This is a genomic window from Brevibacterium oceani, assembly GCF_013623835.1.
GTDB classification, from domain to species: Bacteria; Actinomycetota; Actinomycetes; order Actinomycetales; family Brevibacteriaceae; genus Brevibacterium; species Brevibacterium oceani.
The window spans coordinates 115,191-132,789 of the sequence record NZ_JABKDE010000009.1; the positions used below are offsets into that span (position 1 = coordinate 115,191).

A 17,599-nucleotide genomic window follows, 5' to 3' on the forward strand; every position below is an offset into this window, starting at 1 on the left:
ATACTGTTCCCATGACCGAAGACTACGGCACGGCCACCTGGCGCTACTGGCAGAAGATCCTGAACGAGGAACGCGCCCGCCCGTCGTTCCGAGACCGTCCGCCTGTCCCGGTCCGCGCCCGCATCGAGTGGGAGCGTGACGGGCAGGAGTGGGTCGACGGCACCGCGGAGCGCCTCGGATTCGACGGGGCGATCTACGTGCGCATCCGTGACCGGCGCTGCTCGACCATCGGCGCATGGCTTCGCCCGGATGATGTGTGGTGGGAGGGGAAGTAGTTCCGCGGCTACCCGCAGAACTATCTAGGTCCGAACATCTGGTTTCAACATCACGCTGATAGGGTGTCAATACCAGATTATGTCAGTGGAGCGAGATAGGTTGAATGCATCGATCCACGCGCTAGAGAGGTAGACAGCTCAGCTAGCGCGGAGCCCTACCGAGCAAGAGATCAGCAGGGAGGAACATTGACTAGTACCCCCGGTATTCGGTCGACCACTAGTTTTAGCGTGAGCCCGCCGGAGAAGCGTGACGATTTTGTCGTCGACCTGAGTGATCTTATGAACAACATGCAGTTCTCAGGCGCGGCCGTGAAGTGGGAAATCTATCTTAGAGGTAGCAATTCGATCGCGCTCGAGCTAGTAGTCACTACCTCAGACGCCTCGTTGGCGGAGAGAATCACCGACGATACTGTTGCATCAGTTCTTGAGACCTATGGAGTAGCAGGAAAGTCGCCTGGGCAACGCGGAGTTAAACGGGGAAGCAACAAGCTAGCACCGGCATGATGGTTGGTGGCTCTCCAACCCTCCATAGCAAGACCAAATGGTTGCACCGAGCTGGAATTTGGATCGGTGACTGGTGGAGCAGATGCCTATTAGCCGTCGGTACCGTGGTTCTCGCGGTACCGACGTTCTTTCCTTCGATCGCTGCGAGCCCTTGGCGGTGGGCCTGGTTGGGCGGAGCGATCATTTGCCTAGCGGCCTCTGCCTGGGGCGAATTGAGGCGGAGCAGGAGTATCCACCGCCTCGAAGTGGCCACCAAAAAGGCGGAGAGCCGGGCTCATTCCATGGAGAGGGGTTTGCGCCGGAGGCTGAAGGTTGCGTTGCGCGACCTGCTGAAAGAGTCTGGACTGGATCAGACGACGCACAAAGGAAAGCCCAGATCGCGAACTCGCGCCACAGTGTATTGCCACGATAAGACGAGGAGAGTATTCATCCCCTTGGCACGCTATTCGGGCAATCCTCTACTAGAGGTCGATGGCCGCCCTGAGTATCCCGACGACCAAGGGTTCATCGCGGAAGCTTGGGCTGATGCCTGGTCGTATAAGAAGGACTTGCCCGAGGGGCGCGAAGACTGGGTGGACGCTTTGGTCACTGAGGACGAGCTCCCCGCGCCTGTTGCTCGAAAATTGACAATGCATTCTCGTAGCTTGGCCGGCACCCGAATTTATGGAGGTGGCGGGGACGGCGAGGAAGCCGAGAAGATCGGCATCATAATTATTGAAAGCCTGGATGCTCGAGGCTTGAAATCCACAACTGGTCAAATGCTTCCTGAAGCGCAATGGTTCAAAGTCGTTGATGCATTGGTCAAGACATATCATCTCAGCCTTAACCCTGGAAGCGATTCGAGCTGAACGGAAGTTCGGTTCTCACCTGGGAGGGGAGGCGCTGAGCAGAAATCTAAGCAGGCATTTACGATCATCACAGTTTGCCCATTTTTTGCCCATATCTCGCCGTTATCGGGCGGGAATAGCGGGGCATCACAGGGTGTCAAGATGCCCGAGAATCCGCCGATTAGGTCTCCGGCCTGCACCTATGGGCGGGTTCAAGTCCCGTTACTCACCCCGATTGTTCGAGGTGCGAATTCTCGACCGAAGATCCTCTTTTCGGTCAGGGTTCGCACCTCGTTCTGATTTCGCAGGCTACCCCGGCGGTTCGCCTTCCACCGCGGAACCGACCTGTCTGACACGGGGTCAGACCGAGACGTCGTCTCCGGTGATCTCGACGACCGCTGCATCCAAGATGCGCCCGTTGACCTGCACCTCGATCCGGTGCGGTCCGGTATGGATCTTCCGCACTGAGGCGTGGGCGAACCGGTGTCTGCGCGAGAATCGCACTGGCCGGCCCGCGGGCAGATCCTTGACGCTCAGCTTGAACACCGTGCCCGCTTTCACACCATTGGCCCCTTGGTAATGGACCGCATAGTCGACTGCCGCTCGGGTATCGGCGGCGGCGCGCAGAGTGAAGCTGAGAGTGACCGTCTCGCCGACGGTGATGCTGGACGGAGAGCATGCGAACTCGGTGATCTCGACTGTGGCATCGGGGTCGAAACCGAGTATCGCCAGTGCTCCCGGGTGCCCCCGTTTGATGAGTGTGCGCAATCCATGCCGGACGACGAAGTCACCCTGCGTGGAGATGGCCGCCCATCGCGTGGCCGTGGCGAGGACGAGGTCCGGATGGTCCTTGGCGATGTCATTGAGATGGTTTGCCACCGAACGGCGCACATACAGCGACTCGTCGTTGACGAGCTCATCGAGCAGTCCGATCGTTGGGGTCGGATCGGCGATGAAACCGCGCAGGAGTCTGCCCCAGGGCAGTCGCGGACGGCTGCCTTCGGACACGAGCCGACGCACATGCTCATCCGCATCTCGAGTCCACGTCCGCAGATACTTCATTGTTGCTGCCTGGTGGGCGTCGATGAACGGGCGGATCGCGAATTCAGCCGTGTACCGAGAGGTCAACGCCGCCAGGAGCGGCAGACCGACATCGGGCCGGTCCAGCATCGCCCGGGCGATGTAGGCATTGACGGGCATCGAGGCCCACCCCTGAAGGCCGCCGTGGTCGAGAGCGGCGCGAACGATGCGGTCAGCGTCCTCGGGCTCGGGCGGCATCGTCTCCATGAGAGCTCCCGCGATCCAATCCACCCGTGCCATCAGCTCCCGCCCGTCCAGGCCGTCGATAGCGGACTGGACGAACGCCGTCCGGTCGAACGCCGCCGAGGCGCCAGCGAGGTCGCCGCCGAGGCATTCGACGAGCTGCGGTGAGAGCTGGTCCTTGAAATCTGTCAACGCGATTCCTTCCCACGATCCGGTCGGCACGTCTCGAACAGGCACTCGACCCTGTCACCGATGCTCGCGGCCCCATTCGTGCAGAGCTTCGAACACCGGCTGCAGACTCCTGCCTTCGTCCGTGATTCGGTAAGTCACCTGCGGTGGGACGCAGGGAATCACTTCCCGGTCGATGAGTCCGCGTTCCACCAGAGCCTTCAGTTCGCTCGAGAGAACCTTCTGAGATATCCCGACCAGCTGTCTCTGCAGGTCCGCGTAGCGGTGTTCGCGTTTGAGCAGTTCCCAGAGCACCAGCATCGTCCACTTGCCTCCGACGATGTCGATCGTGGCCCGCATGGTCTCACCGCAATAGTCCTGTGCTGTCGTTGGCATGTCCTACCTCGAGGTTGGCTGCTGACCTGAAAGTGCCGTCTTCCCAGTCCCGTTTGTATCAAGCAGGCTAGTTGAAGAACGAACCGAAGAACAGAAGGAGAGGCTATGCCCATCGTCAATCTCGACATCGTCCCCGAACTCATGAACGGCGACAGGGGGTCCCAGTATCAGAGTATCGCGCGTGGCATCACCGAGGCGATCGTTGCGAGCACGGGAGCGCCGGCAGAATCCGTGCACGTGCTCATCAACGAGGTCTCCGCGAAGACGTACTCGGTCGCAGGAACGATGCTGAGCGAACAGTCTGAGCCTTCCCGGCCGGTGTCACGGTAGGTGCCGCCTGAGGCGCTGCGAATCGGATTTCGGCAGCAGAGCAACCCACCGCGTTAGCCTTGTCTCATGAGCATCGACCTTGCCGTCGTCGGCAGCATCAACGCCGACATCACTGCGGTCACCAGCCGTCTGCCGGCCACGGGAGAGACCGTCGGCGGCGGGCGACTGCTCCGCTCGCCCGGGGGCAAGGGAGCGAATCAAGCCGCCGCCGCTGCCCGCCTCGGTGCCCGAACCAGGATGATCGGGGCGGTGGGACGCGATGCTTCGGGACAGGCGATGAAACGTGCCCTCGACCGCGCCGGAGTCGATCGCCGCGATGTCGCCGAGGTCGATGTGGAGACCGGCACTGCCCTGATCATGGTCGATGCGCAGGGGGAGAACCAGATCGCCGTGTGCGAAGGAGCGAACGCCCGGGTCCACCTCGATGAGGTGGAGTTCGCCGCCGATGAGGCCGTGCTCACCCAACTCGAGATCTCCATGGATCTCGTCAGCGAACTCGCCGTGCGTGTGCCCGGATACTTCGCGGTGAACGCGGCCCCGGCCCTGCCGCTGCCCGCCGAAGTGGTTCAGCGTGCCGATCTCATCATCGTCAACGAAACCGAATACTTCCTCCTCCCGCAGCTGGAAGAGGCGAGGCTCGTTGCCGTGACTTACGGGTCCCGAGGGTCATCCCTGCTCGCCCGCGATGAGCAGATCGCCTTCGCCGAGGCGCTGCCGAAGGCACCTGTGAGCACCGTCGGTGCCGGTGACGCCTTCGCCGCAGCCCTGACCATCGCTCTGCGCACCGGTTTGAGGCCCGAACGTGCCCTGCGCGCGGCCAACGCCGTCGGTGCCGCTGCCGTGATGGATGCCGCCGCGCAACCGGCCCTCGACCCTTTCGAAGTCTACCTGGACGGCGACGACTGATCGGTGCCGCTGCGTTTGTACCTGCCGAGCTGGCAGACTGGATTTCAGCGGACTCGTCCGCCGCCGCCATCCGACCGTTCGAGGAGGACACCTGATGAGCACCACCGAGTACGACCACCCCCCGTTCACCGGGCTGAGCGCCTTCCCGCTGACCCCGCTGGACGGCGACGAGATCGACGAAGATGCCTACATCGGGCTGATCGAACGGCTCGTCCTCGCCGGAGTCGACTCGATCACGGCACTCGGGTCAACCGGGTCGTATGCCTACTTCGACCGAGCAGAGCGGGCGCGGGTGGCGGAGCTGACCGTCGAATCCGGCCTCGACATCCCCATCCTCGTCGGCGTCGGAGCATTGCGGACGCGGGATGTGCTGGCCAATGTCCGCTCCGCGGAGACCGCGGGCGCGCAGGGTTTGCTGCTGGCGCCGGTGAGCTATCAGCCGTTGACGGCCGAGGACGTGTTCGAACTCTTCCGCACCGTCGCCGACTCCACCGACCTGCCGATCGTCGTCTACGACAATCCCGGCACCACGCACTTCACCTTCACCACTGAGCTCTACGCCCGACTCGCCGAACTCGACGGTGTGGCCTCGATCAAGATTCCAGGATTCCCGCTCTCCCCGTCAGGCTGGAACGAACGCATCGGTGAGATCCGCGCCGCGATCGGCAATGAAGTGACCATCGGCATCTCCGGCGACGCGTTCGGTGCCGAGGGCCTCATCGCCGGCTGCGACGCTTGGTACACGGCCGTCGGCGGCACCCTGCCCGAACCGATGCTCGAGATCACCCGCGCCGCAGAACTCGGCAACGTCGAAGGGGCCTGGGAGCTCTCCGCCGAGCTCCAACCGCTGTGGGATCTCTTCGCCGCTCACGGTGGCAGCCTGCGGGTGACAGCGGCCATCGCCGAGCACTTCGGCCTCGTCGGTCCGGGCAGCCTGCCGCTGCCGATCCGAGGTCTTGACGACGCTGCCAAGCGCACCGTCGCCGAGGTGGTCGACAGCCTCGACCTCGCCTGACCAGGGATTTTCGCGCTCCTCGTTCGCCGACCGCTCGAGTTGCCCGCGAAAGCTCGCCGCATAACGCGGTACAGAGTCGCTGACTCGAGCGGTCGGCGGAGGGGCCTGTCACAACCGCGGTCGGCGAAGGGCGGGTCTCAGCCAGTCTCAATCAGTCGATCTTGCCGATGGGTTCGCGCTTCTCGGCCTGGAACTGGTCCTCGGCACGGCCGCGGGCCCAGTACGCCGAGATCGACAGCGATTCGCGGGGAACCTCGCGTTCCTTGAGGATCTTACGGATCGTCTTGATCGTCTCGCGCTCTCCGTGGGCGAAGACCTGCGGTGTCCCTTCCTGCCAGTCGAGTTCGCGCACCGCGGCAATGAGCGCCTCGTCCGAATCGACCCAGGTGACGTCGAACCCTGCGGGCAGCTCGGGGAGCAGCCGATCCTCGGCATGTTCGACATTGGCGAGAATGACACCGGTCGCCTCCGCAGGCATCGCTTCGAGCGCGGAGCTCACAGCGGGGATCGCTGTGTGGTCGGCGATGAGCAGATGCCACGGGGCGTCCGCCTCGGGGGCGTATTTGCCGCCGGCTCCGACGAGGACGATCTGATCGCCGACCCGGGTGCTCTTCGCCCACGGACCGGCAATCCCCTCATCGCCGTGGACGACGAAGTCGATCTTCAGCCATTTCTCGACCTCGTTGATCTCGCGCACCGTGTAGGTGCGGTTGCGCGGCAGCTTCTCAGGGGAATTCTCGCGCAGATCGGCCAGGTCGTAGGGAGGGGTCAGCCCGTGCTGCGGATCGGCGAACATGATCTTGACGTATTTGTCTGTGGCGTCGTTGTTCGAGATCGCGTCGAATCCCGACCCTCCGGCGGTGATGCGGATGAGGTTCGGCGTAATCTCTTCGATTGCCTGGACGCTGAGGATGGCCTGGGGTTTCGGGGGACGAGCGGGACGCTGGTCAGGAGTGGCGGATGCCGTCATGGGGTTCCTTCCGTGGAAAAGCCCACGCCGAGGCGGTCGGAGGGCCGCCTCGGCGCTGAAGGGATTGTAAGGCTTACCTTAGCAAATGCCGAGAAGCCTGACCTACCTGACGCGTTCGGCCATCTCTCGTCGGCGGTCGTCGCGGACGCGCTTGAGTCCCTTGACGGACTTGAGTGAATCGAGGATCGTCGCGCCCGGCAGCGCCGAGTTCGGGCCCTTGCACTGCATCATGTCATCGGGGTCCATGAGCACCACACGGGTGCCGTCTTCCTCGAGGCGGGACAGGGCCTCGGTGAGCATGTATCGGGCCACCGAGTTGATCTCGTTGACCCGGCGCAGGTCGAGCACGAACGTGTCCGTGGTCGACTCCGGTTCGTCCATGGCGCGCAGGACGTTCTCCGAGCCGCTCCACTGGATGAGCCCCTGCAGGCTGCAGATGCGGACCATCTTGCCCTCGCCGTCGACGAAGCGACGGTCACGGCGGATGATCGAGCGGGCCGGTTCGGGTGCGTCCATGATGTGCAGGCTCAGCCGGTTGGAGAGGTCCTGGAAGATCTTCGCTCCGCGCACACTCGTGCCGTGCTTGTCCAGGCGCGGGGAGTAGGTCGCGATGCCGACCTGACCGGGCATGACGCCGAAGACTCCACCGGAGACGCCGCTCTTGGCGGGGATCCCGATCTCCGTCATCCAGTCACCGGCGGCGTCGTACATCCCGCAGGTCATCATCACCGCGAGCACCTGCCGGTTGACCCTGGGGGAGAGCACCCGTTCGCCCGTGAGAGGGTTGACGCCGCCGCCGGCGAGGGTAGAGGCCATGATCGCGAGGTCCTTGACCGTGACGAGGATCGAGCACTGCTCGATGTAGCCGCGCACCACCTCGTCGGGGTCGTCGTAGAAGATGTCATAGGAGCGCAGCATGTTCGCGATCGCGACATTGCGGTAGGCCTCGCGCCATTCGCCGTCGGCGACGCCTTCGTCGATGGCCAGCTCGCGACCGGCGAATCGGGAGAGCCCGGCGCGGACGATCTCGGTGCGTTCGGCCAGACTCGCACCCGGATCGCCGAGGACGGAGTGGATGGTCATGGCCCCGGCGTTGATCATCGGGTTGAGCGGCCGGCCCGACTTCTTATCCAGCGAGAGCTCGTTGAACTTCTCACCGCTGGGTTCGACGCCGACCTTCTCGAGCACGCCGGCCAGACCCTCCTGTTCGAGGGCGAGACCGTAGATGAAGGGCTTCGACATCGACTGGATGGAGAACTCGTGCTCGGCGTCCCCGGAGGTGTATTCGATGCCGTCGAGGGTGGAGATGCAGATCGCGAGCTTCTCCGGATCGGCGGCGGCGAGGTCCGGAATGTAGTCCGCGTTCTCTCCGGACCGATCGGGACGGAAACGATCGAGCGTCTCATCGAGGAAATCCGGGATGGGTGATCGCATGGCACCTCCTGCAGCATGTGGGGTCGGTCGTGTGGCCGGTCATCTCGCGTCCACGGCTGAGACAGCGTGGCTTGACGCAGACTGCCATTCTCACACACTCGAGCGTCGGCGGCGCATGTTCCAGGACTGGCACCGATCGTGGCGCCCCTGCCATCGGCGGCGATCCTACGGTGGAACCATGACACGGACCAAGCTCTTCCTCATCGCCGGCCTCGCGGTCTCCGCCGTCGCCGTGATCGTCGTCCGCGTCCTCGTCGTCGGGTTGGTCGTCCGCTGCGTCGCACCCCAACCCGAGACGCAGGATCTGCCCGATCATGCGCTGACCCCGGAAGAGACCATCACCGAGGTGGCCCCGCGCAAGGACGGAACCGTGGCGGTCCGTCAACGGCTGGTCTTCGAAGCCCCACCCGAGGGTGAGGACTCCGTGGGACTGTGGGTCGGCAGCGGGGGACTCGGCAGGAATCCGGTCAACGGCAACCGTCTGGCGATGATGCCGCTCGCTGATGAGCTCACCGCGGTGGAGCTGAGCACGGACGCAGGGTCGACGCGCCGACAGCCGCAGGAAGCAGGCGAACTCGACGTGCAGGTCGAGACCACGCGTGAGAAGGACTTCGACTATCCCAGGGCGCACTTCTCACTCCGCCCGAAGGACTCCGAGGGGCGGGCCGCGCGCTGGGAGGAGGGCCGATACATCGTCGAGGTGGAATACGTCCTCGACAAGGTCTTCCTCACAGTGTCCGGCAAGGAGGTCATCGTCCTCCCGCTGTCTGTCATCGGCGCACCCCGAGCCACCGAGGCGACGCACACGATGATCATCGACACCGATGGCCCGCTGCACTGCCCGGCGAACAATGTCGACTTCGCACTGACAGACTGCACCGATGACTTCGCGCAGATCGACAACGCCGGAACCGACGGCACGAGCCGAATGACCTGGCGGGAGGACAACGACTTCGACCATGACCATGACGTCGTCGTCATCGACCCGCCCGAGAACATGAACGCCCGACCTATTCACCCGATCGAGAGAGGCTGATGAGCATGCCGAACGAACGATGTGCCAAGGCGACGGCCGCAGTGTCGGGCTCGGTGCTGACTGGGTCGATCGTCGTTGTGGGATTGATGCCCGGCGGCGCGGATGCGGCACCGAATCCGCTGCGCGGCAGCGAGACGACGCACACGATGACGATCGCCGCCGACGGCACCTACACCGTACGGATGGACACGACGATCGACCTGGCACTCGAGACGCGCTGGGGCTTCGGCGACGAGATCCACGACGGATTCCGCCTGCCCGACACCGACGCTCTGCTGCCGCCCTATCTGCGGGCGACGTATTCGCAGCCGCAGGGAAGCATCGACTCGACCCCCGCCGAGGCGACCCTTAAGAAGGAGCTGCACTCCGTGGACATCGGGTTCAGTACGGACGACCTCGATCCGGGACGCCACCGGGGGACACTTGACTATCGGGTCAGCGGGGCCGCGATTCCTGCTGCCGACCTCACCGAGAGCAGGGGGAGCACGGAGGGCAGTGACGATGGCGGAGTCATCGTCTACTTCCGTCCCCTCGAACGCGGCAAGCTCGTCATCGAATCCGATGCGCGCATCACCGGTGTCGACTGTGAAGCACTGGCCCCGCACGGCAAACCGTGTGGTGAGAAGACGAAGGGCTCATGGTTGGTGTCGGCGGAGGAGATCGAACGCGCACGACCCCACAGCATCGATGCCGTGCGGATCACCCTCGATGCGGATCCTGACGGGGTCGACGACCCCGTCATCGATTCCTAGGCTGCGATTCTCGAGCTGCGATCCCGAGGCTGCAGACAGTTTCGAGGCCCCCACCGATGACGGTGGGGGCCTCGGCCCTGAGGATTGCCAGAGGCAGGGTCAGCTGTTGTTGTGCGGGTCCGTGCCCTCCTCGCCGCGGCCGGACTCCGAGCCGTTGCGAGGATCCTCGGTCTGTCCGCGCTCGCCGTCATTCCGTTCAGCGCTGCGGCCTTCGTCCTGTCCGCGCTCGTTGCCGATCGCGTTGTCGGCGGCGTCTCTGGCCTTCTGGATCTTCTCGGAGTGCTTGCCGCCGGTCAGCGACTCGGCGACGCCTGCCGCTTTGTCGAGGAGCGAATCGCTCATCTGCTCGGCCTTGTCGGAGTTGAGCTTGTCCTTGACCTTGGGGTCGTTGGCGAGGTTCTTGGCTTTGTCGAGGAACTTGTCGAATGCCATGGCACTGTCCTTCGTGTCGGTCGATTGCTCTGTCGATGCAGATCGCGGGGCTGGACGGGGGACGCTTCGAATCCTAAACGGGCTGCCTGTGACGGAACTGGCAATGCCCCGCCATTCCAGCGAGAGACGCGCGCTTGAACGAGAGATCCGCGGTCGAACGAGAGACAAGTGGGTCCAGATTGCCATTTTCACGTCGGATATGTGCAATCTGAACCCACTTGTCTGGCTGTGGGAGTGGCCAGACAGCCTCGCCGACAGGAAATTGCCCCAGCCCGCTGGACGGCCGACTCAGCCACGAAGGCCCGCTGGACGGCTGCCACAGAGCGTCTGTCGGCTACCCCAGCCCTCCGGACAGTCGAGCGTGGAGTGACTCGGTGTATGCGTTCATGCCGATCAGTTCGACTCTCGTGCCCAGGGCCTCGTACTTCGTCACGATCGCGTCGAGGGCGGCCACGCTCGAGGCGTCCCAGACGTGCGATTCGCTCATGTCGATGACGACCAGGCCGGGGTCGTGCGTGTAGTGGAACTGGGTGGTCAGGTCGTTCGAGGAGGCGAAGAAGAGCTCGCCGCGGACCGCGTAGTGGGCGACTGCCTCGGTGCCGGTGGGATCAGACGCACCCGCGTCGTCAGCGGGTGCGGCGTCGTCGGTGACAGTGCGTTCGACGGTGACGAAGTGGGCCACTCGCCGGACGAAGAGCACACTGGCGATGAACACGCCGATGACGACTCCGATCGCGAGGTTGCCGGTGGCGACGACGACCGCGACGGTGGCGACCATGACGAAGGTCTCGGACTTCGGCAGCGTCCGCAGCGTTGTCGGGCGGATCGAATGCCAGTCGAAGGTGTCGACGCAGACCATCATCATGATCGCCGCGAGAGCGACCATTGGGATCATGCCGACGATGTCGCCGAGGGCGACGACGAGGAGCAGCAGGAAGGCTCCGGCCATGAACGTCGAGATCCTCGTCCTGGCCCCGGACGCGCGGACGTTGATCATCGTCTGCCCGATCATCGCGCAGCCGCCCATCCCGCCGAAGAGCCCGGAGATCATGTTCGCCGCCCCCTGGCCCCAGGATTCACGGGTCTTGTTCGAATGGGTGTCGGTGATCTCGTCGACGAGCTTCGCCGTCATCAGCGACTCCATCAGCCCGACCAGCGCCATCGCCAGCGAATACGGAGCGATGGTGCGAAGCGTCTCCCAGGTCAGCGGCACGTGCGGGATGAAGAGTGAGGGCAGACTGCGCGGCAGCTCACCCTGATCGCTGACGGTAGGCACGTCGAGGGCGAAGGCGACGGCGATGCCGGTGACGACGACGATCGTCACCAACGGCGCGGGAATGATCTTCGTCCACTTCGGCATGAGTACGAGCACGATGACGGCGAGGACCAGCAGCGGGTAGACCATCCACGGCACTCCGATGACATGGGGCACTTGGGCTGCGAAGACGAGGATGGAGAGGGCGTTGACGAACCCGACCATGACGCTGCGGGGGATGAAGCGGATGAGCTTCGCGACTCCGCACACGGCCAGCAGGATCTGGAAGACGCCGGCGAGGATGACGGTGGCGATGAACATGTCCATCCCGTGCTCGCGGGCCACCGGTGCGATGACGAGTGCCACGGCACCGGTCGCCGCGGAGATCATCGCCGGGCGGCCGCCGAGGATGGCGATCGAGGTGGCCATGATGAACGCGGAGAACAGGCCGACCTTCGGGTCGACTCCGGCGATGATCGAGAACGCGATCGCCTCGGGGATGAGCGCCAACCCGACGACGAGCCCGGCGAGCACCTCACGGGTGAGCAGCCTCGGTGACTTCAGGGCTGTGAGCACGGTCGGGTCGGGGCGGTAGCGGCGGGAGTCGTCGGTCGTTGCGGCGGGGATCGGTGTCGTCACTTCCGGAACCTTACCCGATCGCTGGGATGGTCGGCCTCTCGCCGAGGCGGCCCAGCCGTCTCGCCCGAGTCACCGGGCACACTCGGCTCAACGTACACTCGCGGCCCAGCCGTCTCACTCGAGCGTGACCCCGGATCCGTGGAGGCGGACCTGCAGTCCCGCCTCGGTGGCGGTGATTTCGGTGAGTTCGAGCCCGGCGGGCAGGAAGTCCAGGTCGATGACGATGTCGGAGATTGCCGAGGTGAGGAACCCGGGCAGGCTGTCGACGTCGACGTGCGCGGAACCCAACCGGATCTCGGACGCGTCGACGACGGCACGTCGGCCGTCGGCCTTCGGCTCGATGCCGATCAGCAGGTCTTGGTCGAGCAGGGATCCTTTGAGGAAGAGTTCGCCGTCTTCGGTGGTGAACGTCATTCCCGCAGGCAGGGACGCATGGTCGGAGGCGAGGGCGTCGAGTGTGGAATGGGGGAGGACCGCGGTGGCGTCGACGGTGCCGATGGGACGTGAGGTGTCGGTGGGGACGTCGTAGAGCTTCGCGTCGACATCGGTGAAGTCGACGTCCTCATAGGTCGCCTCGTCTGCGGTGATGTGCACTGAGTCCAGCTTCCCGGACGCCATCTGCGTGAGCACGGGGAACCCCTCGACGGAGACGTCGGCGTCCCCATAGTCGGAGAGACCGTCGGCGATGCGCTGCTCGGTCGTGAAGTCGACGATCCGATCGGCGGCGATGACACCGATGATGAGGGTGAGGACGATGACGATCGCGGAGACGATCCACGTCTTCCGCCTCGACCTGCGCCGAGGCGGCTGCTGCGGATATTCGAGGGTGCGGGCGCTCGTCATGGACACCATTGTCCCCGATGGGGGCCGGTCGGCCCGCATCGGGGCAGGCTCACGAATCGAGGATGATGACGTCGAGGGTGCGCGGACCGTGGACGCCTTCCACCCGCTCCAGTTCGATGTCGCTCGTGGCAGAGGGCCCCGAGATGAACGTCAGCGCCGCTGTCGCCTCGAGCCGTGCGATCCCCTCGGGGACGATGTCGACGACGTCTGCGACACGGACCACGCAGATGTGATGGTCGGGCACGAGGGTGATCGCCCGCCGCCCGCATTCGGGGGACCCATCGAGGACGATGGTTCCCGTCTGCGCGATCGCCACCGCCGAGGCGGTCACCACCGCAGCCTGTGAGTCGAGTTCGGGGATGCTCAGCTCCTCACCCGGGGCATCGACCGAGATGTCACCGGTGAACGCCTGCAGCCACGACTCGTCGAGCCCGCGCGGGACGACGATCTTCGACCCCGCTTCGAGGAGGTCGGCGATGGTCTTCGCCGGATCGCCTGTGACACGGTGGACGTTGGCCTTGTAGTCGACGAGGCGGTCGACGAGGAGTTCGATGAGCTCCTCACCGGAATGCGTGCCGGTCCGCGCATAGTCAGCGCTCTGCCCGACGACGCCGCCGCCGGCTGCGGGGGCACCAGCGTGAGCATGCTCGACCTCGGCCGAAGCGGCACCCCGTTCGGTCGGCGCGGAGGGAACGGCGCCGGAGGTCGATGACACGTACTCGCCGCCACCTCGGCGACCGAGGGCCTCATTGATGCGTCCGAGGATCTCTTCGCGTGCGGTGTCCGTCATTTCTCGTCGCCCCCGTTCTCGGTCTCGCCGTCGTGATCCGTCCGGCCTTCGGACTCGGCCTGGCCTTCGGACTCGGCCCACAGCTGGTGGAAGCTCTTCTCCGGCAGTCCGGGAATGTCCCGGCTCGACGTCCATGCGCGGGCGATGCCGGGGAGGGCGTTGATCTGTCCGCCGCGAGTGGCCTTGTGCGCGAAGGGCAGGCCCTTCTCCGCGGCGGCCATCCGCTTGCCGTCGCCCATCATCCACGACGCTCCCGTGAGCGCCGTGTCGAGTTGGGTGGAGACGGGGGAGTGGTTGGCCTTGACGTCTTCGCTGCGCAGGTGGACGAGGATCTCCGGGATGTTGATCTTCACCGGGCACACGTCGTAGCAGGCCCCGCACAGGGATGAAGCGTAGGGCAGAGAACCGTTCGCCTCGTCCTCCACGCCGGTCAGCAGCGGAGAGAGGATCGCTCCGATCGGACCCGGGTAGGTCGATCCGTAGGCGTGTCCGCCGGTGCGCTCGTAGACGGGGCAGACGTTCATGCACGCCGAGCAGCGGATGCAGTTGAGGGCAGTCCTTCCGTGCTCGTCGGCGAGTGCCCGGGTGCGTCCGTTGTCGAGGAGGACGAGGTGGACGTTCTGCGGTCCGTCACCCTCGGTCCGACCGGTCCAGAACGAGGTGTACGGGTTCATCCGCTCACCCGTCGAGGACCGCGGCAGCAGCTGGAGGAACGCCCCGAGATCGTCGAAGCTGGGCAGGAGCTTCTCGATGCCCATCACGGTGATCAGGGTCTCCGGCAGGGTCAGGCACATCCGCCCGTTGCCCTCGGATTCGACGACGCCGAGGGTGCCGGTGTCGGCGATGCCGAAGTTCGCGCCCGAGACCGCGACCTTGGTGGTCAGGAACTTGTGACGCAGATGTCGGCGGGCAGCCTCGGCGAGGACCGCCGGGTCGTTCGTCAGCTTCCCGGCGTCGGGCATCTTGTCCATGAAGATGTCACGGATCTCGTCACGGTTGCGGTGGATGGCGGGCACGAGTATGTGGCTGGGCTTGTCCTCGCCGAGCTGGACGATGAGTTCGGCCAGGTCGGTCTCAAAGGCGTCGATGCCCTGGGTCTCGAGATGTTCGTTGAGCCCGATCTCCTGGGTCGCCATCGACTTGACCTTGATCACCTCACGGCGCCCGTTAGCGAGCACCGGGGCGTTGGCCTCGACGAGTTCGGTGACGATGGCGTTGGCCTCATCGGCGTCCCGGGCCCAGTGGATGGTTCCACCGGCGGCGGTGAAGTTCTCTTCGAACTCGACGAGGTATTCGGGCAGATTCGCCATCACCTGGTTCTTCGCCCGGGAGCCGGCTTCGCGCAGCTCCTCCCAGTCGTCGAGTTCGGCGACGACCCCGGCGCGTTTGTCCCTGATCGACGAGGTGGCATGGCCGATGTTGGTGCGCAGCTGCTGGTTCGACAGGTGCTGGTGCGAGACCTCGGGGAAGGGCTCGGTTTCGACGATGTTGCCCTGTCCGCCGGGCAGATCGGTGTGTGCGTGCTTCGAACGCATCAGCGGCATTCCCAAGAACGTCATCGCAGGCTCCCTCCGCTCACTTCTGCTCCTTCGCCGGGCACCCGCAGCGGGTCCTCCTTCGTCGAGGCGAGGATCCGTGCCAGGTGGACCGCGGCCTGACCGACGCGGAACCCCTGTACCCTGCTGGGCTCGGCCGGGGCAGTGCCTCTTTCGCCTGGGGTGAGGTGGTCGTCATCGTCGGCGCCGACGACGGTCGTCAGCTTCTCGGCCGTGTGGCCCTGCGCATCGGTCGAACTCGTCTCCTTGACGTGGACGGCGGTGACATCCGGGGTCCCGCCGAAGCTGCCGGTGCGTTCGAAGCGGGAGATCCCGCCGCCGATGTGGAGCAGGCAGGAAGCGTCGCCGCCGGTGCAGACATCCGCGTGAGTGGCCTGGACGGTGCGCACCTTGTCCGCGAGCATCGCCGAGGACACCTCCGGGTTCTTCACGGAGAAGGTGCCGCCGAAGCCGCAGCAGGAATCGGCCAGGGGCAGTTCCACGAAGTCGATGCCCTCGACGGAGCGAACCAGCGAGGACTGCCGATCGCCGAGGCGCAGCAGCCGCATCCCATGGCAGGACGGGTGGTAGGTCACCCGGTGCGGGAAATAGGACCCGAGGTCGGCGGCGGCATCGGTGACACCTGCGACGTCGGTGAGGAATTGGGTGAGTTCGTAGGTGCGGTCGGCCACCTCGGCGGCCTCGGAGGCCAAGGCCTCATTTCCCTGCCGGCGTGCGACCATCGGCTGCTGATGGCCCAGCGAGGCCACGCAGGAAGCGGAAGGGGCGACCGCGACATCCCATTCGGTGCTGGTGAAGGCGCGGACGTGGTTGGCGATGACCGGTTCGGCCTGCGCGAACTTGCCGGAGTTGATGTGCATCTGCCCGCAGCAGGACTGGCCTTCGGGGAAGACGACCTCATGGCCGAGGCGGCGGAGAATGCTCACGGTTGCCTGAGCAACCTCGGGATACATCGCATCGACGATGCAGGTGGCGAACAGTGCGATCCTCATCTGACCTCCAAGCAGGACCCCGTGCGGTTGCGAGGATCGTCTGCCGACCGGGCCGATGTCGAGGTCGGGAACGGTCCTTGTCACTCCGTGTCCAGACCGTAGCACCGGGGCTCGTCAGTGCAAACACCGTCGCCACTGCGGCGTCGCCGACCGCCCGAGTGGTGCGGAAGAGCCGCTGGGGCGCGCGCCGTGCGGGCGATTTAGGACGCATCCGCCTGCGCTAATTTCTTCCCCGCCCGTGGCCCATTTACCTGCGACGATGACGCCCATAGGATGACGCTATGGACAACCAGCGCACACAGACCATCCGCACGATCTCCGCCCGCCTCAACTCGTTCCACTCATCGATGTACTTCTCACAGACGGTCGGTGCCGTCTACGCCGAGCACGGCCTCGAACCCGGGGTCGAGGGCAATATGGCCGCCCGCTCGGCACCGCTGGGGCGGGTGAATCCGGGAGTCGTCAGCGCCGCCTACTACAACTACTCGCCGAACTTCGTCGCCGACATGCTGCCGAAGCTGTGGGACACCGTCACCCCCGAGGAGATGGTGCAGGCCCGCTTCGACGCCGTCGCCGCGTTCATGGACGAACTCTTCGGTGACCGTGACGACATCGCCCTGCTCACCGAGGCGGCCACCCAGGTCGACGAGGCTGTCCAGCCCGTGCTCGCGAACATGGACTTCGCCGGGCGCACGCTGGCCGCGGCCACCGCCGATGCGCTCGGCGGTCACCGGGGCGCGACCGTGTTCGAGAAGCTGTGGGACTCGGCGACCATTGCGCGTGAGTTCCGCGGCGACGGTCACGTCGCCTCCCTCGTCACCGCCGGCGTCCCCGGCATCGACGCGCTCGTGCTCGACGTCGCCACCGGCGCCGGATTCCGCCCCCGCGCGGCGCAGAAGACCCGCGGCTACACCGATGAGGAGTGGCAGACCGCCCAGGCCGGGCTCGCCGAGGCGGGGCTGATCACCGTGGACACCGACGATCGCGGCTACGACCTGCCCGTCATCACCGACGCGGGTCGGGAGCTGAGGGAACAGGTCGAGCAGCTCACCGACGGGACCGTGACCGCGGCCTGGTCCGTCCTCGACGACGATGAGCTCGAAGCCCTGCTCTCGCCGAGTCGCACCCTGATCAAGGTCATCGCCCAGTCCGGAGCGTTCCCCGCCACCGTATTCGCCCAGCCTGCGAAGAAGGCCGGCTGAGCCGATCGGAAAGG

At 65.2% G+C, this 17,599-nt stretch carries 19 protein-coding genes; 9 read left to right on the plus strand and 10 right to left on the minus strand.

Annotation, left to right across the window (positions count from 1 at the left end):
• Positions 1-11 precede the first annotated feature (11 nt).
• The 3 genes from HK401_RS17970 (at position 12) to HK401_RS17980 (ending at position 1,627) form a co-directional block, all read left to right on the plus strand.
• The gene (locus HK401_RS17970; RefSeq protein WP_181276020.1) at positions 12-275 is read left to right on the plus strand and encodes a hypothetical protein; all 264 of its coding nucleotides are present in this window, start codon (positions 12-14) and stop codon (positions 273-275) included.
• A 228-nt stretch (positions 276-503) separates the two neighbouring features.
• Positions 504-779 (plus strand): hypothetical protein, encoded by a 276-nt coding sequence (locus tag HK401_RS17975; RefSeq protein WP_181276021.1) that lies wholly within the window; start codon positions 504-506, stop codon positions 777-779.
• Between the two features lie 434 nt (positions 780-1,213).
• A complete protein-coding gene (locus tag HK401_RS17980) occupies positions 1,214-1,627 on the plus strand; it encodes a hypothetical protein (RefSeq protein ID WP_181276022.1) in 414 nt (137 codons plus the stop codon).
• 339 nt (positions 1,628-1,966) lie between these two features.
• Here the strand turns inward: HK401_RS17980 and HK401_RS17985 are convergent, their stop codons facing one another.
• On the minus strand, positions 1,967-3,061 hold the full coding sequence (locus HK401_RS17985; protein ID WP_181276023.1) for a DNA alkylation repair protein: 1,095 nt from the start codon (positions 3,059-3,061) through the stop codon (positions 1,967-1,969).
• Between the two features lie 54 nt (positions 3,062-3,115).
• A complete protein-coding gene (locus HK401_RS17990; protein ID WP_181276024.1) occupies positions 3,116-3,433 on the minus strand; it encodes a winged helix-turn-helix transcriptional regulator in 318 nt (105 codons plus the stop codon).
• 105 nt (positions 3,434-3,538) lie between these two features.
• Between HK401_RS17990 and thmT the strand changes: the two genes are divergently transcribed.
• The 3 genes from thmT (at position 3,539) to HK401_RS18005 (ending at position 5,684) form a co-directional block, all read left to right on the plus strand.
• Positions 3,539-3,763, plus strand: a complete 225-nt coding sequence (thmT, locus tag HK401_RS17995) for a 2-hydroxymuconate tautomerase (protein ID WP_181276025.1) — start codon at positions 3,539-3,541, stop codon at positions 3,761-3,763.
• Between the two features lie 66 nt (positions 3,764-3,829).
• Positions 3,830-4,669, plus strand: coding sequence for a PfkB family carbohydrate kinase (locus HK401_RS18000; protein ID WP_181276026.1), 840 nt, complete (start codon positions 3,830-3,832; stop codon positions 4,667-4,669).
• 94 nt (positions 4,670-4,763) lie between these two features.
• Complete coding sequence (locus HK401_RS18005) at positions 4,764-5,684, plus strand: dihydrodipicolinate synthase family protein (protein WP_181276027.1); 921 nt, start codon at positions 4,764-4,766, stop codon at positions 5,682-5,684.
• A gap of 151 nt (positions 5,685-5,835) precedes the next feature.
• Here HK401_RS18005 and HK401_RS18010 read toward each other — a convergent pair whose 3' ends face one another.
• Both HK401_RS18010 and HK401_RS18015 read right to left on the minus strand, forming a co-directional pair.
• The gene (locus tag HK401_RS18010) at positions 5,836-6,654 is read right to left on the minus strand and encodes a siderophore-interacting protein (RefSeq protein WP_181276028.1); all 819 of its coding nucleotides are present in this window, start codon (positions 6,652-6,654) and stop codon (positions 5,836-5,838) included.
• A gap of 102 nt (positions 6,655-6,756) precedes the next feature.
• Positions 6,757-8,088 carry a glutaminase gene (locus HK401_RS18015; protein WP_181276029.1) on the minus strand — a complete coding sequence of 444 codons (1,332 nt, stop codon included), beginning with the start codon at positions 8,086-8,088 and terminating at the stop codon, positions 6,757-6,759.
• Between the two features lie 178 nt (positions 8,089-8,266).
• Here HK401_RS18015 and HK401_RS18020 point away from each other — a divergent pair, with 178 nt between their 5' ends.
• Positions 8,267-9,124: a hypothetical protein gene (locus HK401_RS18020; protein WP_181276030.1), complete on the plus strand. Its 858-nt coding sequence runs from the start codon at positions 8,267-8,269 to the stop codon at positions 9,122-9,124.
• A 5-nt stretch (positions 9,125-9,129) separates the two neighbouring features.
• Positions 9,130-9,876 (plus strand): hypothetical protein, encoded by a 747-nt coding sequence (locus HK401_RS18025; protein ID WP_181276031.1) that lies wholly within the window; start codon positions 9,130-9,132, stop codon positions 9,874-9,876.
• 99 nt (positions 9,877-9,975) lie between these two features.
• Here HK401_RS18025 and HK401_RS18030 read toward each other — a convergent pair whose 3' ends face one another.
• The 6 genes from HK401_RS18030 to HK401_RS18055 form a co-directional block, all read right to left on the minus strand.
• On the minus strand, positions 9,976-10,308 hold the full coding sequence (locus HK401_RS18030) for an antitoxin (protein ID WP_181276032.1): 333 nt from the start codon (positions 10,306-10,308) through the stop codon (positions 9,976-9,978).
• Positions 10,309-10,642: 334 nt separating this feature from the next.
• Positions 10,643-12,190 (minus strand): SulP family inorganic anion transporter, encoded by a 1,548-nt coding sequence (locus tag HK401_RS18035; protein WP_373563665.1) that lies wholly within the window; start codon positions 12,188-12,190, stop codon positions 10,643-10,645.
• A gap of 126 nt (positions 12,191-12,316) precedes the next feature.
• The gene (locus HK401_RS18040; RefSeq protein ID WP_181276034.1) at positions 12,317-13,045 is read right to left on the minus strand and encodes an LmeA family phospholipid-binding protein; all 729 of its coding nucleotides are present in this window, start codon (positions 13,043-13,045) and stop codon (positions 12,317-12,319) included.
• 49 nt (positions 13,046-13,094) lie between these two features.
• On the minus strand, positions 13,095-13,835 hold the full coding sequence (locus HK401_RS18045; protein ID WP_181276035.1) for a LutC/YkgG family protein: 741 nt from the start codon (positions 13,833-13,835) through the stop codon (positions 13,095-13,097).
• On the minus strand, positions 13,832-15,394 hold the full coding sequence (locus HK401_RS18050; RefSeq protein WP_258234314.1) for a lactate utilization protein B: 1,563 nt from the start codon (positions 15,392-15,394) through the stop codon (positions 13,832-13,834). Before HK401_RS18050 ends, HK401_RS18045 begins: the two co-directional genes overlap by 4 nt.
• Positions 15,391-16,383, minus strand: coding sequence for a (Fe-S)-binding protein (locus tag HK401_RS18055; protein ID WP_181276086.1), 993 nt, complete (start codon positions 16,381-16,383; stop codon positions 15,391-15,393). Before HK401_RS18055 ends, HK401_RS18050 begins: the two co-directional genes overlap by 4 nt.
• Positions 16,384-16,664: 281 nt before the next feature.
• Between HK401_RS18055 and HK401_RS18060 the strand changes: the two genes are divergently transcribed.
• Positions 16,665-17,585, plus strand: a complete 921-nt coding sequence (locus HK401_RS18060; protein WP_181276036.1) for an SCO6745 family protein — start codon at positions 16,665-16,667, stop codon at positions 17,583-17,585.
• Positions 17,586-17,599: the final 14 nt, after the last annotated feature.